At 62.2% G+C, this 16326-nt stretch carries 10 protein-coding genes; 8 read left to right on the top strand and 2 right to left on the bottom strand.

Going from position 1 to position 16326, the window contains the following annotated elements; genetic code table 11:
- Window positions 1–79 precede the first annotated feature (79 nt).
- The 6 genes from H2170_16060 to H2170_16035 all read left to right on the top strand — a co-directional run bounded on the left by H2170_16060 (window position 80) and on the right by H2170_16035 (window position 4802).
- On the top strand, window positions 80–700 hold the full coding sequence (locus H2170_16060; protein ID MCS6301584.1) for a transposase: 621 nt from the start codon (window positions 80–82) through the stop codon (window positions 698–700).
- A 615-nt stretch (window positions 701–1315) separates the two neighbouring features.
- Complete coding sequence (locus tag H2170_16055) at window positions 1316–1675, top strand: hypothetical protein (protein ID MCS6301583.1); 360 nt, start codon at window positions 1316–1318, stop codon at window positions 1673–1675.
- Window positions 1672–3138: an IS21 family transposase gene (locus H2170_16050; GenBank protein ID MCS6301582.1), complete on the top strand. Its 1467-nt coding sequence runs from the start codon at window positions 1672–1674 to the stop codon at window positions 3136–3138. Before H2170_16055 ends, H2170_16050 begins: the two co-directional genes overlap by 4 nt.
- Complete coding sequence (locus H2170_16045; protein MCS6301581.1) at window positions 3135–3902, top strand: ATP-binding protein; 768 nt, start codon at window positions 3135–3137, stop codon at window positions 3900–3902. Before H2170_16050 ends, H2170_16045 begins: the two co-directional genes overlap by 4 nt.
- A 104-nt stretch (window positions 3903–4006) precedes the next feature.
- Window positions 4007–4414: a hypothetical protein gene (locus H2170_16040; protein ID MCS6301580.1), complete on the top strand. Its 408-nt coding sequence runs from the start codon at window positions 4007–4009 to the stop codon at window positions 4412–4414.
- Window positions 4415–4418: 4 nt separating this feature from the next.
- Window positions 4419–4802, top strand: coding sequence for a filamentous hemagglutinin family protein (locus H2170_16035; protein ID MCS6301579.1), 384 nt, complete (start codon window positions 4419–4421; stop codon window positions 4800–4802).
- Window positions 4803–5230: 428 nt separating this feature from the next.
- On the opposite strand, the gene H2170_16030 is transcribed toward H2170_16035, so the two are convergent.
- Window positions 5231–5923 carry a PRC-barrel domain containing protein gene (locus H2170_16030; GenBank protein MCS6301578.1) on the bottom strand — a complete coding sequence of 231 codons (693 nt, stop codon included), beginning with the start codon at window positions 5921–5923 and terminating at the stop codon, window positions 5231–5233.
- 642 nt (window positions 5924–6565) lie between these two features.
- Between H2170_16030 and H2170_16025 the strand changes: the two genes are divergently transcribed.
- A complete protein-coding gene (locus H2170_16025) occupies window positions 6566–8623 on the top strand; it encodes a hypothetical protein (GenBank protein ID MCS6301577.1) in 2058 nt (685 codons plus the stop codon).
- Between the two features lie 196 nt (window positions 8624–8819).
- The gene (locus H2170_16020) at window positions 8820–9608 is read left to right on the top strand and encodes a hypothetical protein (GenBank protein ID MCS6301576.1); all 789 of its coding nucleotides are present in this window, start codon (window positions 8820–8822) and stop codon (window positions 9606–9608) included.
- 553 nt (window positions 9609–10161) lie between these two features.
- Here the strand turns inward: H2170_16020 and H2170_16015 are convergent.
- A complete protein-coding gene (locus H2170_16015; GenBank protein ID MCS6301575.1) occupies window positions 10162–16140 on the bottom strand; it encodes a M36 family metallopeptidase in 5979 nt (1992 codons plus the stop codon).
- Window positions 16141–16326 lie beyond the last annotated feature (186 nt).

The raw sequence follows: 16326 nt of genomic DNA, 5'->3' as shown, positions 1-16326 counted from the left end.
AGAGCGATCCGAAGGGGTCAGGCCGCTGATTGTTGATTTTTGGCTTGAGTGAAGCCGGCCCGAAAACCTTGCTGCGCATATGGCCAGAAAACTTCGCGTGCAGTTCCCGGGGGCACTTTACCATGTCGTTAATCGAGGTAATTACCGGAGGGATGTGTTTGAATCGGCCGGAGCAGCCCAGGCATTTGTCACCGCGCTGGAAGAGGCCACCCCGGCGTTCGGTTGGCGGGTGCATGCGTATGTCGTGATGCGCAATCACTATCACTTCGTAGTCGAAACGCCCAAGCCGAACCTGGTTTCAGGCATGCACTGGCTACAATCGACCCTCGCCACGCGCTTTAATCGACTCCGCACCGAGCGCGGGCACCTGTTTCAGGGGCGGTATCATGCAGGGCTGATCGAAGATTTTCGCGTCCTCGAACACGTGGTTGACTATGTCCACCTTAACCCGGTGCGCGCAGGCATCGTGCCCGTCGAGAATGCCGCGCAGTTTCGCTGGAGCAGTCTCGGGCGACTTATTCGCGGATCTCCTTTCACCGGACTGGTTGCTGGGGACTGGCTGCAGGCTCGCTTTGGATCGGATGCGGCGGCGGCCTGGCCCCGGTATCTGGAGCATTTGGCTGTGAGCGGCGAGCGGGAAAGCGTCTATTTCTGGCGGTTAGGAATGCACTTCTTCTTCGGTGGATCTTCTTCCCCTTAAAAAGAGTAATACTCTTCTTCCGTGGGTGGGTTTTCTTCCCTGTCCGGCTGGGGATATGAGGGGTGCGAATGGGTGGAGATTGAACCGGCGGGACGCTTGGCGGATGCACAGCGATGCATCCAACCGGTTCACGCAAGTGTTTGCACTGTGTCGATTTCTTTCTGCCCGACGCGCATAACCGCGAGCGTCAGCGCTACTGCGGGAAGCCGGGATGCCGACGGGCGAGCCGGGCGGCCAGTCAGGCCAAATGGTTGGCGAAGCCGGAGAACCTCGACCACTGGAAAGGCCCAGAAAATGTCCAACGGGTGCAGGAGTGGCGGAAGGCCAATCCGGGGTACTCAAGGCGGAGGGGGCCGCGACGGCGGGTGGCGTTACAAGACATCCCAACTACGCAATCCGTTGTGCACCAGCCTAAAGCCGAGCCGGTCGCCGAGGTGGCGTTACCGAATCCCTGCGTGCCGTTACAAGACAGATGGGAGTCGCAAAACCCTGTGCTCGTGGGGCTTATCGCGCAGTTCGCCGGAGTGACGTTACAAGAGGACCTCGAACCCATGCTGCGACACCTGCAATCCCGGGGGCGGGTGATCCTGGGCATCGACGTCCAGCCGCCCGATTATGCAAAAACAACCGATCGATCGCGAACAACTCCGGCGCACGCCGGCCCAGTTTAGCTGGCTGGACCACCGGCTGGTGCGGGGCAATTACCTGGGGCGGGCCAGTGCCCCCGCCTGGGGCCTCTATCTGGTCCTGGTCACCGTGGGCGACGCCGACGGGCTGAGTTACTACGCCACGCGCACCCTGGCCCGGCTGCTCACGCTCAGCGAGGACGGCCTGGTCGAGGCGCGCCGGCAGTTAATCGAGGCCGGGGTGATCGCCTACGCCGCGCCACTTTACCAGGTGCTCTCCTTGGACCGGGGCAGGCCAACGCACACGCTGGCGGCAACGCCGCCGCCGAGCCGGGAGGTGGGCGCGTGATCGATTACGAACTGTATTGCCGGATAAAACAGGCGGAGGCGGCCGGTCACAGTGCGCCGCAAATCGCCCGCTCGCTCCAGTTGCACGTGCAGACGGTGAGGCGCTGGCAGGCGCAGGAAAAGTACGTGCGCAGCCAGGCCGCGCAGGTGCCTAGGCCAAGCAAGCTCGACGTGCACAAGCCGGCGATCGCGCGCTGGCTGGAGGCCCATCCGTTCACCGCCATGCAGCTCTGGCAAAAGGTGCGCGAGCGGGGGTACACGGGCGGGTATTCAATTTTGAAAGACTACGTGCGGCGGGTGCGGCCGAGGAACCTGGAGGCGTTTCTTACCCTCAAGTTTGCCCCCGGCCAGACCGCGCAGGTGGACTGGGGCAGTTTTGGCGCGGTGGAGGTGGACGGCACCCGGCGGGCTTTAAGTTTTTTCGTCATGGTTTTGGGGTACAGCCGGTTCCTGCATGTGGAATTTACCCTCGGGCAGGGCCAGGAGTGGTGGCTGGGCTGTCACCGGCGCGCCTTTGAAAAACTCGGCGGGGTGCCGCGCGAGGTGATGGTGGACAACTGCAAGACGGCCGTCCTCTCGCATGTGCCCGGGACCGACCCGGTGTACAACGCCCAGTACCTGGACTTTGCCCGGCACTACGGGTTTACGATAAAAGCGTGCGGGCCGGGGCATCCGCAGTCCAAGGGCATGGTGGAAAACGCGGTGGGTTACGTGAAAAAAAGCTTCCTTGGCGGGCGGCAGATGAACGGGTTTACCGAGCTGGGGCCGGCCGCCAGCTTGTGGCTGGAAACGGTGGCCAACGTGCGCGTTCACGCTGAAACCCAGGGCCGGCCGGTGGACCGGCTGCCCGAGGAGCGCGCTGCGCTCCTGCCGCTTAACCCGGTGGCCAGTCCGGCGGTGCGCACCTTAAGCGTGCGGGCGTCGCGGCGGTGCCGGGTGAGTATCGAAACGAACCGCTACTCGGTGCCCACGAAGTTTGCCGGGGCGCTACTCACCGCGCAGATCGAGGGGGCGCAGGTGAGGTTTTATGCGGACCGCACCCTGGTGGCCGAGCATGCCCGCAGTTTTGCCCGCCGCGCCGATGTGGAAAACCCCGAGCATGTGCGCGAACTCGAGGAGCGCAAACGGCAGGGGGCGCGGCAGCGCCTGCGGCTACGGTTTTTGGAACTGAGCCCGGCGGCACCCGCCTACCAACGGGGGCTGGAGGAGCGCCGGCTCAACGCGGGACACCACCTGGCGACTATCGTGGGTTTGGTGGCCCTGTATGGAACGGAGGCAGTCGGCCGGGCGATCGAAAGCGCCCATGAACTCGGCGCCTACTCCAGCGATTACATCCTCAACTTGCTCGAACAACGCGCGCGGGCCTTGCCGCAAGCCGGGCCGATCCACCTCACCCGCGCCGACGCGTTGGCCGCACTGGAACTCGAACTGCGTCCCCCGGATTTAAGCCCCTATACCCAATGAAAACAGAACCCGAAAAACCCGATTTATTAAAAGACCAGCTCAAGTATCTGAAACTCGGTTACCTGTTGCGTCACCACGGCGAACTGACCGCCGAGGCGGCCAAGGCGCGCTGTTCGCACGCCGAATTTTTACGCCGACTGGTGCAGGCCGAGACCCAGGACCGCCAGATCCGGGCGCTGGAGCGGCGTATCCAGGCGGCGCGCTTCCCGGTCAAGAAAACCGTCGACCAGTTCCAGTGGGACTGGCCCAAGGAGTTGAACGAAGCGCAGGTGCGGCACCTCTTCGAACTGGGCTTTGTCAAGGAGCGCACCAACGCGGTGTTTTGCGGTGGTGTGGGGCTTGGGAAGACACATCTCGCGAGCGCGTTGGGCTACGCGGCCTGCCAGGCGGGTTACACGGTGCTGTTTACGACGGCGGTGGACGCGATCAACGCTTTGGTCACCGCCCAGTCCCTGCACCGGTTGCAAGCCGAGTTGAAGCGTTACATGACCCCTGCGGTGCTCGTGCTCGATGAGGTCGGCTACCTGCCGCTCGACAAGTCGGGGGCCGACCTGCTCTTCCAGATCGTCAGCCAACGCTACGAACGCGGCTCGCTGATCGTCACCACCAACAAGGCCTACAAACACTGGGCAGGGATCTTTAACAACGACGCTGGCATCACCGCGGCGATCCTGGACCGCCTGCTGCACCGCGCTCAGACCGTCGTCATCGAGGGCAAATCCTACCGCATGAAAGACCGCCTGGCCGACGAACCTGCAAGCTGACCGGGCCTGATGATCGGCCCCTGGCGGGGCCGGTCATCGGCTTTTACGACAGGTGATTTTGTAACCGCCAGAAATAGACGGTGTTCGCGCCGCCGCTCACACATTTGGCCGAACTGTTCGGCAATCTCGAAGAACAAAAACGGCTGGGCTGGGAGGGTTTTTCATGTGGCTGGGCTTTGGGTTCTGCGGAATGGAGCCGCGCCGTCGCCAAAGACCACACTCAACTCACCCTCGCGCCGGGCATCGAAGCCGCCGCCGCACGGGCTTTGCGTGAGGCGGAATGGAATAACCAACTTGATGCCGCGCTTACCCTTCTCAAGCGTTCACGAGAGGACCTTTTGAGTGAACGCAAGGGGCGGCCATGGAAGGTCAAACTCGCCGTCCAGCTCCAACGTGATCACGGGGCCGCAGTCGCTTGGCTTGCGTACAACCTTCACCTGGGCACCCCAAGCGCGGCGCGTAGCCTGATCTGCCGCTCTAAATCCATAGAAAATCAACATTCAGCGGCCTGACCCCTTGGCTCCCCTTGTTGAAGGGGTGGCGGCTGGCGACGTGGATCTGATCGCGCCGGTGGGCACGATTGACGCGGGCGACGCGGGCATTCGTTCGTTGGGCAACATCAGCATTGCGGCGCTCACGGTGTTGAATTCGGCAAACATATCCGCCGGTGGCACGACCAGCGGAACGCCGCCGGCGGCGGCGCCTGCGGTTTCGGTCGGAACGGCCACGGCCTCGCCGGATACGGGGGCGAGTTCCACTGTTGCAGAGGTAGCGCAAGCGGGCAGGGGGGCGGCCCAAGTGGCGAAGACCCCGTCCTTTGTTAACATTGAGGTGATGGGTTACGGCGGCGGTGACGGTGAGCAGGATAAGGAGAAGGACAAAACCGCCGACGGCGTCTGAGTGCCGAAAAAGTAGCGCAGACTTCCAGTCTGCTCCGAGACAGGCCAAGGCAGGTTAGCCGCAAAGGAACGCAAAGAGCGCAAAGACCGATCCGATCTGATTTTCTATGCGATCTGTGCGATCATTCGCGGCCAAACTGCCTGGGTTACGGCCGAAAAAGTAGCGCAGACTTCCAGTCTGCTCCGAGACAGGCCAAGGCAGGTTAGCCGCAAAGGAACGCAAAGAGCGCAAAGACCGATCCGATCTGATTTTCTATGCGATCTCTGCGATCTTTCGCGGCCAAACTGCCTGGGTTACGGCCGGAAAAAGTAGCGCAGACTTCCAGTCTGCTTTGGGTGGGCTTGTCTTCGGTCCGAGCAGACTGGAAGTCTGCGCTACTTCCCGCGCCTCAAACCGCCCAGACCGACTGGGCGGTGGTAACGGCGATTTTACGCACCGGCATGCACGACACCGTGCTCAGCGGTTTTACGGATGTCTTCCTTGCTGACGCGCACGAAGACCTTGGATTCCTCGTAGTTGATCCGATCCACCTCTTGCGGGGAGATCAGTACTTCCTTGCCCGAATACCAATGGCCGGCTTCGACGATGATTTCGTTTATAGCCCAGCTGCGATCATCGACCATGAAATCGGCCACATGGCCGAGCGGGCCGTCCAGCGCTTCGATGTGGAAGTCGGTCACGGCCTTTGCGCTGCGTAGATCCGCATCGTTGGGGTGGACGAAATCCATGCGGTCTTCGAACTGCTCCGGCGCCGGTACTAGGGCCGGGGTGCCGCCCATACCCCAGAGGCCGCCACCGCTCCAATAAGGCGGATATCCGTAGTAGGTGTAGTAATCGGTTTCGAATTGGCGGGTAACCGGTTTAGCCGAGTCGATCGAGGGACTCATCTCGATTTGATTTTTGGAGAGCCTAACCGTGATGCTTTTTTCATCATCGTCGATGGACCCAACCGCGTGCGGCGAGATCAGCAGAAGCCGGCCGGTAAGCCATGAGCCGGTGTCCACCACCAGGTAACGAACACCCCAGGAGTGGTCGTCGAACAAGAAATCTTTGACATAGCCGATATCGCCATCCGAGGCAGCGAGGGTGTAGCCGTGGAGTTTTTTTAGGTTATGATTCATAGCCGATTTTCTTTGATGTTTTTCGGTTCACCAAGGGAGGGAGCGTTAAGCTCGTGGTGGGTGCCGACTGCACAGCGGTGGCTGATCGCCCACAGTTTACGCCCAACCCGAGCGTACGGCTATGGAGTCAAACCCGCGAAGTGCAGGGGCGGGGCAGGTGGTGAAGGGCAAAATAGCCGACGGCGTTTGAGGGCCAAAAAAGTAGCGCAGACTTCCAGTCTGCTCCTAAACGCGAAATCCGAAGTTCAAACCAACCACAGATTACACAGATCGCACAGATACAATCCCGTGTGAGCCACCCAAAACAGGCTTCATCCCCCGTTTTTATTCTCACCTAAACTTCAGTAACATTCTGATATTTATGCGCATCCGTGCAATCTGTGTTTTAAACTTAGGCGTTCAGGCTAAATACCCAAAGCAGTTTAGCCGCAAAGGAACGCAAGGAGCGCAAAGATACCAATCCGCCTGAATTTCTCTGCGTTCTCTGCGTTCTTTCGCGGCAAAACGGATCGCTGCTGAGAAGAATCAACAAAGCAGACTAGAAGTCTGCGCTACTTTCCTCACCCGGCGGCTTACATCGTCACCTAATCGTAATGTAGCCCCCCTCGACGGAGCTAGGCGGCGGCTTAGATTAGGCGCTTCATGGCAACTGCAGCGCCTCAATCGATTTCTCCTTCTGCCGCCTCGGCTCGTTTGAGCTTTGTTTGGGGGCTGCCGCGTTTCGTTCCCACACCGTGGCGGCTCGGTTTGTTCTGTTTTTACCGCCGGGCAAAATCCAGTTCCACGGGCGAATACTATGTGCCTGTCAGCGACGTCGCCGGGAACTACCCGTTTTGTATTATGCTCAGCGTGCGCGGGGTTCTGTGCTGGAGCCTCGCGCTGCTGTTAACCGCCCACTTTTCCGTTACCGGGGTCATCTATTCGCTTTACCAAAAAAAGCCCCACAACCAGGTCCAGTACGCCGATCTGGCGCTGCCCTGGCGCTGGTCAGGGATCTCCGCGTTGCGCGGCCAGGCGGTGCTCATCCAGGCCAAAGCCGATTTCGCGGCGCGTAATTTTGCCGACGCCTACGGGGCTTTGCGTGCGGGGTTAAACCGCTATCCGCGCGATACCACCGCACGCATTCAGCTGGCCACCTTGTACCTGGCCGGTTCGCGACGGAATCAGTCGGACCGTTTGTTGCTTGATGCGCTTAACTACGGCGATCCGGGGCTCGATTTTAACCGGGTGGCGGTCGCTTACATCAAGGATTCCGACCGGCCGGAGCGTGTGCTGGAGTTTGTTCGCCGCGCCCGGGAGCTCGTCGCCGACGATAAAACCCGCGACGAGCACCTCCGGTTTTTGGCTAACGCCGAGGCGGAAACGCTTCTGGAGTTGGCGCGTCCGGCCGAGGCGATCGCGGTGGTCGAGGCGGTGCGCCCGCCGCAAGCCGAGCTCACCTCCCGCATCCGCACCCAGGCGGTGTTGAAGTCGAAGGGGGCTGCGGCGGCCATTCCCGAGGTGTTAACCTGGCTGGCGGTTGCGCCTCAATCCGAGGTGCCCGTGGCGATGGCGGTGGCGCTGTATCGGCAGGCCGGCCAGTTTACGCAAATGGACGCTACGCTGAAGCGTCTTAAGGACCGAAATCCCACCAACCCGAGTTTCGCCACGATGGGCGTCGTGCAAAACTTACTCGCCAACCGCACCGAGGCGGCACGGGTCGCGTTCGACGACTGCATTCAGCGTTTTGACAGTGATGCCGCGACTCTGGAAACCCTGGCGCGCGACATCGGACGCACGGGGCGGTTGGAGCTGCTCGTCCCCTTGGAGAGGGTCATGCGCGAGCATGGTTTTGATACCCAGATGCTCCTGTTTAGTCGGCTTTTGGGTCAGCTGGACAACGCCAATTGGGCCGGTGCCAAAATCACCCAGCAGGCCCTGGCCGCCCGCACCAAAACCCTGATTTCTGACGTGCGCGTTTTTAATGAAACCGCCGAGCCGTTGATCGCCCTGTGCAGCCAAGATGTGGCCGCATCCCGCGTGGCGCTGCTGGACCGGGTGAGCCGCTACGGCGGGCGTTTGAAGCTCTACAACCAGTTTTTCGACTGCCTGTTCGCCGCCCAGCAGTGGTCGGTTGCTAACGACGTGCTGACGTTGGCCGAAGGGGCGTTTCCGCGCAGCGTGCAACTGGAGGAACAGCGCGTGCGGCTGGCTCCCCACCTCGCCGCAATCTCTGCGGTGGAGGCGGCCGCGAGCGAGGCGGCCAAACGCGTTCGCCAGGCCAGTTCCGCCGACCCGTTCCCCGATGCGGCGAGCTTCTTCGAGGCGTTCAAAAAAGAAAAGGATGCCGGGCAGGGGCAGGCGGCCCTGCGGCTCGTTCAGGCGTTGCGCCGCAGCGAGCCGTCCTGGTTGCCGGGCTCAGCGGAGCAAGTTGACCTGCTGGAGCTCGAAGGGGTGTTAAGTTTGGACGACCGCTTGCAGCTGCAGTCGGTGTTGCGCACGTACCTGCGTTTTGACCGTTCGACCCGTAATGAGCGCGTGTGCGACCTCGCCGAGAAGGCGTATGCGGCCGGTCGGCTTGAAGTGGCCGAGCTGCTGGTGCGCGAGGTCCTGCGGCGTGCGCCTGAAGACGCTGCGGCATTGGCTTTACGCAAAGCGTGGGCACCGAAGTCGGCCGCACCTGCGCCTACGGTACAGCCTAAACCGCAGGTTAATCCCTAGGCAGTAACCTTCGAGTTGTCGCATCTGCCGTCCCTTCCAACATCAGTCATATCATTCGATCCTTTTAGCCGCAAAAGAACGCATAGAACGCATAGAAATACAGGGGTTGTTCTTTGTGATCCTTGCGATCTTTCGCGGCAAAACTGCATTGGTTTAATCTCACACTTTAAATGTTACTGCCCAAGAAACCTAAATCATGAGCTCAAGACGGTCGCTTTCACTGATCCTGCCGCTGGGCTTGTTGTTAACCGGATGCGCGCCGTCCGAGCCGTCCGCTGCACCGAGTTCCAACGAAGAGCGCCCCACTCGCGTCGCCGGTGCTGCGGAGGTGGCACGCGGCGAAGCACTCACGGCAAGTCCGGCATCATCGCGCCTTGTGGCGGTGGCCGAATCGAGCAAGCGCGCAGGTCGTGAGCACGTTGCTCAGCCGGTACTGCGGCAATCCCGGCTGGAGGGGGCTACGCTCGCCGCCGAAGGTGAGCATTTTGGGCACGATGGCCGTTCTGCTGTGGCGGCGGTTCAGGAGGCCTCGCCGACGACAGCGCAACGCTCCCGGTTGGCTGAAGGTAGCGCCCCCAACGAGGCGGGGTTGCCTTTGCGCGTGTCGACTGGCGGACGGACGAACACGGCTGCTGTCGCGGCGGCCGTCGCAGCGGTTGGCGCGCCGGCTGCGGCGATCGCTCGCGAGCAATCTCCGCCTTTGCCGCTGGCGGTGGTGGCCGCGGCGCATGCGCAGTCCTTCACGCCCGAACAGATGCGGGCGCTGGTGCAACTCGGGGAAAGTTTTTTGACCGAGACTTCGCCAACCTCGCCAAACGCGGTGACCGCCGTAGTCGCGAGCCCTGATCTGACGCCTGCGGAACGCTGGGAAATCAGTGCAAACGCCAGTGACGAACGGTTTAAGGCGATGTTCGGTTACCAGGCGTTTAACTCGATGCAGTTGCAGCGCGCCCGCGAAGCCTACGCCGAGGCGAAAGCGAAGTAGGGCGAAAACGTAGCGTAGACGACCAGTCTGCCTCTGGAGTTTAGCCCCAAAACGAGTTGAGATCTGTCCACCCAGCTAAGGTAGAAGCGTACCGCAGGTAACAACGGCATGAGTTTCGATGAGTTCGTTGACGTGAGGGTGGCTGTTGCGAAGTCAGCGAAACTCCCCGGAGTGATCAGCTCAGATCGCCATACATGATGCGCAGCACCTGTGTGGTTCTTGGCACGAGTTAGACGGCCAAACACCAGACCTTGAGCTCACGCTCAAGGCCACAAGGAGTGTGTTCGCGAATCATGTGGCCTTGAGCGTGAGCTCAAGGATTCGGCTGATCTGCGTTCGACTAGTCAGGGGCCAAACCCCCGGAGCAGACTGGAAGTCCGCGCTCCTTTTCGAGTCGTTACTTTTTACGCTTCGTCTGAGCTGCGCCGCAGGGTGTCGCTGAAACTGCCGAGGAACCACCGATGTTAATTTATCCCTTTGCCTGCTCGGCGTAGGCGGCACCCACCAGGGGCGTCCGCCAGCCGGATGCTCCTGGCGTGACGGCCGGTCGGAATCACTGGCCGGTGACTCTCACACGGAAGAACACTTTGGGCGGTGTACTCACGGCGGAGGGGAGGGGAACGGTGACGGCTTCTATTTCGCTGTCCTGCGCGATCACCGTCGGCGTGTTGGTACTCACATTCCACACCGTTAAATTTTCGCTGAATTCAACGGCGTAAGTGAGCCCGACCGTGCCGGCGTCCTTGCGGCGACCGAACAGCGCGAACAGGGAAACTCCACCGAGCCCATCCGGCACCGCAAGTACCGTGGGCGCACCGTGCGCGTTGAGTACCCCGGCATTCACTTGGATTGGCTCGCCTGCGCCGGAGGATGGATTGGTTCCAAAGGCCCACTCTTGGAGGTTCTTTATCCCGTCGGTGTCGGCATCCCCGTTCGGATCAAGGTTCGCGCCGCTTAGGCCGAGACCGGTAGCCCAATCCTGATAGGGAGTTCTCCGGGTGGTTACGACGGCGTAGGTCTTCGTCGTCACGGTATCCTGCGCGGTCACAAGCACCTCGACGGTGTTGGCGCCTAGGGTGAGGGCGAGCGGACCACTCGGCGCTCCCGAAGCGACGGCTGCGTAGGAGCCGCCATTCACGCGGACCTGGATTGTTGCGTAGGCGTTCGTCGCGACCGGGGTGATGGTCATGGCGGCGGTGGCCGTTGATGCACTGCTGGTGTAGTTCGTGGTCGCGCTGGTGAATGCCGGCGCGAGCGTGCCGCTGCCCGGGACGAGGTTGGCCAGGCTCGCGTCGGTGCTGGCAAGCACGGCGAAGCCATTGCTGTCCCCCGTGTGCCCGACGCCGTCGTCGGCACGCAGATTTACAGCCGCCGCAAGTTGCGCGACCGCGATCGCGCCAGTCCAGGTGCCGCCGGAGAAGCTCCCTGTCACAGACGGGCTGATGGGAAGCGTTCGATCCATCTGCAGCTGCAAGTTCGGCAGGATCGTGCTCGTTGCAGGTGTAGGATTCGTTGTTCCTGACCACGTCAGTGGGTCGCCGTACCAGCTGTCGGCGTAATAATGGATCGTCCGCGTCGTGCTCGTCGTAGTGCAGGTGACTCCCCCTGCGCTAGTGAATGAAGCATTGTTGAAGCTGAAATCCACCATCAGGTTACTCGCCCCGTCGTACACAAAGGGCGTCGTGAACGTGAAGGTAGTCAGGCCGGTGGTGCTGATCGTCTGGTTGGCCTGGTACACCGTGGTCCAGCCCGTGCTCTCCCAGGTAGCGGTCGCGTAGCTTGCGAGCGAGGTGTGCTTCATCCGGATGGTCCAGTTGTTCATCGTCTGGCCCGGTAGCGTGGTGACGTTGAGCGACAGTCCTTTGATCGTCCCGGCGGCCCCGATTTCGCTTTGCAGGTAGATGATCTGTGAGCGCTGGTCGTGGTAGTAGGTATAAAGCGGCAACGTCCCCGTCGTCGTAGTGCCTGTGCCCACCACCTTGGTCGGCTGTCCGCAATTGAGTGCGGCGCTGCCGGTGAAACTGGTCACGGTGTTGTTCCCCGCATCCTGGGCGGTTAACGTGGCGCTTACGGGCGTGTTCGCCGTCCGTGTCGCTGGCTGCGTACTCCAGACGAAGTGATGCAGCGCGCCGGTGCCCACGTTAAACGCCGTGCTCGCTCCCGTGTGCCCGGCACCGTCGCTGACGGTCAGCACGACGTTTGAGTCGAAGGTGTTCACCGTCACGTTCCCCGTCCAAATGCCGGCGGTGAACGCGCCCGTCGTAGCGGGCGTCAGCGCCACAGGTCCGCCCACGCCGCTGGCGGTAAGCCCTGCCGCCGTCGTGTAACTGGAGATCGTTACATTGTTCAGATCCTTGGCGGTGATCGTCACCGCGAACGGTGCGCCACGCGTTTGCGCCGAGGCGAGAGCGGCGAAGGTGTAGTGGTGCACGTCATTATCCAACACGGTCGTGGTCCCAGATGCATTTGTGAATCCGGCTGCCGTCGCGGAAATCAGCGTAGCCGCACTGCCATCGGTCAACGTGTTGTTCACGGTGGTGAGTGTGAATGTCGCCGAGGTCGTTCCCGCCGCGAGAGTGACCGTGGCCGGGACCGTCAGTCGCGATGGGGTGTTGGAGGCAAGCGCAACCACCAGCGCAGTCGGCAGTGAGCCGGAGAGGGTGACCGTGCCCGTTCCCGTTGCCCCTTCGGCAACCGTCGCCGGAACGGAAACCGAGAGGGCCGACATTTCGTTATCCAGAACCGCGATCGACGCGGTGCCGTCGCTCCATGCCTGCACATGCGCGGTGAGGGTCGCCGTCTGCGTCCCGTCGATTTTGTTGTCGTCCACGACCGTGATCGTAAACGGAGTCGATGTCTGGCCCGCAGGAATCACCACCCCGGCGGGCACCTGCACCGCAGTGGCGTCGCTGGAACTCAGCCCCACCGTCACCGGCACGGTGAGAGCTGCGCTGATCGTCACCGTTCCCTGAACGGTGCCGACTCCTTCCGTGGCACTTGGGGGAGCCGTGACCATGAGTGTCGCGGTGCCGTCATTGTCCTGCACCGAGATGGCTCCCGCTGCCGAACCCAATCCGGCGGCCGTCGCGCTGATGATGGCCGTCTGGGTCCCGTCCAGGACCGAGTCATCCACGATCGTCACATCGAACGTCGTGCTCAACTGCCCGGCCAGAATCGTCACTGACGACGGGACCGTCACTTCACCCGTGTTCAGGGAAGCGAGGGTCACGACCACGGCCGTTGCCTGCACGGCAGGCAGCGTCACCGCGCCTTGCCCGACCCGTACGCCGTCACCCTCGGTGGCGACCACAGGCACCGATAATCGAAACGACTGGGGCACGGTAGCGCCGTAGTTACTGAAGTTGCTGCTGACGAAATTCGCCGGCACGCCCAAGCCCTGCGACAAACCAATCAGGCCTCCGGTGTTGCTGATACCCAGGCAGGTGATGCGAATTTGCCCGTCGTAGAACAGCTCGATCTGAAAGCTGTTTGGGCTGCCGCTAACGCCGAAGGTCTGGACGTTCTGGTAGCTCACCGCGATGCGATCTGCGAGCTGCTTCCACGTCACAGATCCGCCGCTGGCAGTGGGCAAGAGGTCAGCGAACAAGGCCGCGACTCGGGGCAGGTTGAAGTGGCCAGCGAGTGATGCGCTCAGGGATGTATCACCGGAACCGAAGGTCACGTAGCCGTTGCTGCCGACGTAAAACGTACTGTAGGCCGTGCCGTAGAGCTTCACCGTCGCACCACCCGTTGGGGTCACCTGAACAAAACTGTCATCGCTCAGCACCAGCGGCGTGCCACCGGTGGGGTCGGTGGGAAACGCAGACACCGATGCCGTGCGCTGCACGCCGTAAAATTTGGACGAGGCATTCGGCGTGAACAGCCAGCTTTGATTGTCCGTGTCGTTCGCCGAGGTGAAGAGTTCGGTGAAATAATCCACGCCGGTGCCGATGGTGAGGTTCACCCCGCGCGATAAGGCCGCGGAACTGGTAAGGTTGGTGAAAATCAACGTGCCGTTATAGCTCCCACTCGCCAGCGAGGCGGAGGCGCTATTGAACGCCATCGAGACGGTCGTGGACGCACCGGCGGCCAGCGTGCCGCCAGCAGGAGCGACACTCATCCAGGGGGCATTGGCTGCGGCGGTCCACGAAAGCGGGGTGGTCGTGGAGGTGTTGGCCAGCGTGTAAGACTGTAATGCAGGGGTGAACGGTCCGCCCACCGGCCCCGTCGCTGCCAATGCGAGGGAGGGCGTCACGCTCAGCGCGTCCGGAAAATCGAAGGCTTCCACTACGCCGGTGGTGGTGCTGCTCGGCGGGGCACTCGCCCCGGCGCCCATTCCGCGCTTGGCAAAGGCGGCCCACAGCTGGGCTGCATCCGCGCCGCCCGTGCTCACGAGGTCGGCCTGGATGATCGCATCGCGAGATTGCAGTAGATTCGGGTTTGCCGGGCACAGCTTCATCCCGTCGGTGACCAGCTGGAGGATTTTTTGGTTTCCCGCCGTGCCACCATATTTGGCGATCAAATTGGCGCGGCACTCCCAGAGAACCATACACCACACTTCGCCGACATTGTGGACCTCGGATGGGTTGCTGTTCGAGGCGCCCATCCAGGGGCTGAGAGGGACCCCCGTGTGCGGGCTGGCTTGGGTCGGATCAATGTCCCGAAAGGTCAGCGGGTTTTTCGCCATGTCCGTCGAATACGGATACCGGCGGATACCGAAGTAATAATTCGTCGTCATTCCAAAGAGGTCCCGGGTCGCATAGGAACCGCCGGGATAGACCGCGTTGGGGTCGGATGCCGGATCGGCCAGCAGCGCGAGGCCGTAGAAATCCGACCAGCCCTCGCCCATTCCTCCTGTGGCCAAGGCACTGATGCCCACCCCGCCGCCGACGAGTCGGTTGCTCAGGCCATGCACGTATTCATGCACCACAATCACTCCATCGAAATCCCCGTCCCGGTCCGGCGTCGGCCCGGTGAAAATGTACATCTGCATGCGCGGGGAGCTGCCGTCGGGCGGTGTGGACATGTTGGCGTTGTTCGTGCCGCTGCCGTCCTGTGCATCGGCTTGCACCGGATCATTGCCAAGGCCGCCACGGCCGAAGTTGTTAGTCTGGAAATTGCCCGCGCCCTCGGTGAAACCGAGGCTGTAAAGCTGATCATGAATCCAGTTGTTCAGGTAAAATAGGTGCACCACGGCGGCGGGTTTGTAGGTGCTCGGCACCTGGGTGGTGTCCAAAGGGAAATCAAACACCCGCGTGGCCGAGGTCGGTCGCGGTAGGTCGGCGGCGTTATCCGCATTCGTGTCGGTGTGAGCGTCCACGTTGTTACCGAGCGTTTCGAAGACTCCGTCGTTGATCCACCCGTTCGGCGAGGCCGTGGGGTTGACCGATTGAAGCGTCACCAATTGGCGCGGCACCTCGGCGGCCTGAGCGCCGCTGGGCGTCGGGGTGCCCGGCAACATCGGGTTGGGGCTGTCGAAGGGCTTTTTCGTGGTCGCATCGGCATGCACGCGGAAGCTCGCATTGCTCACGTCGTTGGTGAGCGAGGTACGCAGGAGCACCTCGCCGGTCACCGCATCCACCACTACGCGGAACATGGCTTGCTGCTGGAGGCTAACCAGGGTCACATCCCAGGTCAGCTTGGCCGAATCAGCGCCCACCGGCAGCCACGCTAGTTGGACGAGCGTGTCGGAAAGGAGAGGTGCGGAAAAGCGCTGCCTGCGCTCCGCGCCCTCGGGAGGCGAGGTCTCTCGCGCCTGCTCCGGTGCGACGGTGTCACCTAGGTTCGCCGCCGCGAGCGACACCGCTTTGCGTGCGTCCACTGGCGGCTGGGCGGCCAAGGCCGCGCGTTGGGTCGCGTCCAGGCCGGTGGACGCCGGCGCATCGCTCAGGTAGTGGCTGCCTAGCGTCACCAGTGCGCCGTCCCGGGTGAGGTTCGCCTTCAGCACCGTGTTGTAAACGGGGATACCGTCGACCTGCTGCTGCCACACCACCGTGCGCATGCCATTGTGCGCGGTCACATCCTCGCGCGTCATCCGGCTGTCGTTGATGGTGGTGGCGTCGTGGCCGAAGAGGTCCGCGTGCTCATTCACAAACCCGCGTACGGAGGCGTAAACATCGCCCGGCTGCGCTGGCGCCGGCTGGAGGAACCGCCCGGGTGCCATGATGTAATTGGGCGCGCCGGTGACCGGATCAAACTGCACCTCTACCCCGCGGATCTTAGTGCGCAATGCCGCGAGCGCGCGCTGGCGTTGGGCTTCGCCCCGGACTGCGGTTGCGATCCGCGTGTCGAGATTCGGGAGCTCCTTGTGATGGTCATCATGCTTGCACGCCACCGCAGCCGATGGCGCGCCCGCAGCCCCGGCCGCACCCTTGGCGGCACTCGCCGGGTCTTTTGGCTCAGGCACGGCCACGGATTTTTGCGAGCCGGTGGCAGCCGTGTTGGTCACCGTGGACGGCTGCGGGTTGCGCAGCCAAAGGCGTCCAATCACGAAGAAGCCGGCAGCGGCCACGATGAGGGCCACTGCACTCATCCATCTCCTGTGCGGACTCCTGAAGGTATCCATAATCCCGTTCTGTAAGAACTAAGCGGGGTTTTTGGCGAATGGATAATGCGCAATGTAGGGATCGACCCCAGAGAGCGTTTACCCGTTTAAAGCCGAGCGTCGTGCCGTCGTCCCAACGCACATCGCGATGCTGGCGCGAGTTGGGGCGGCGTG

The organism is Opitutus sp. (genome assembly GCA_024998815.1).
Classification (GTDB): Bacteria; Verrucomicrobiota; Verrucomicrobiia; order Opitutales; family Opitutaceae; genus Rariglobus.
This window is presented reverse-complemented; position numbering and strand designations above follow the sequence as displayed.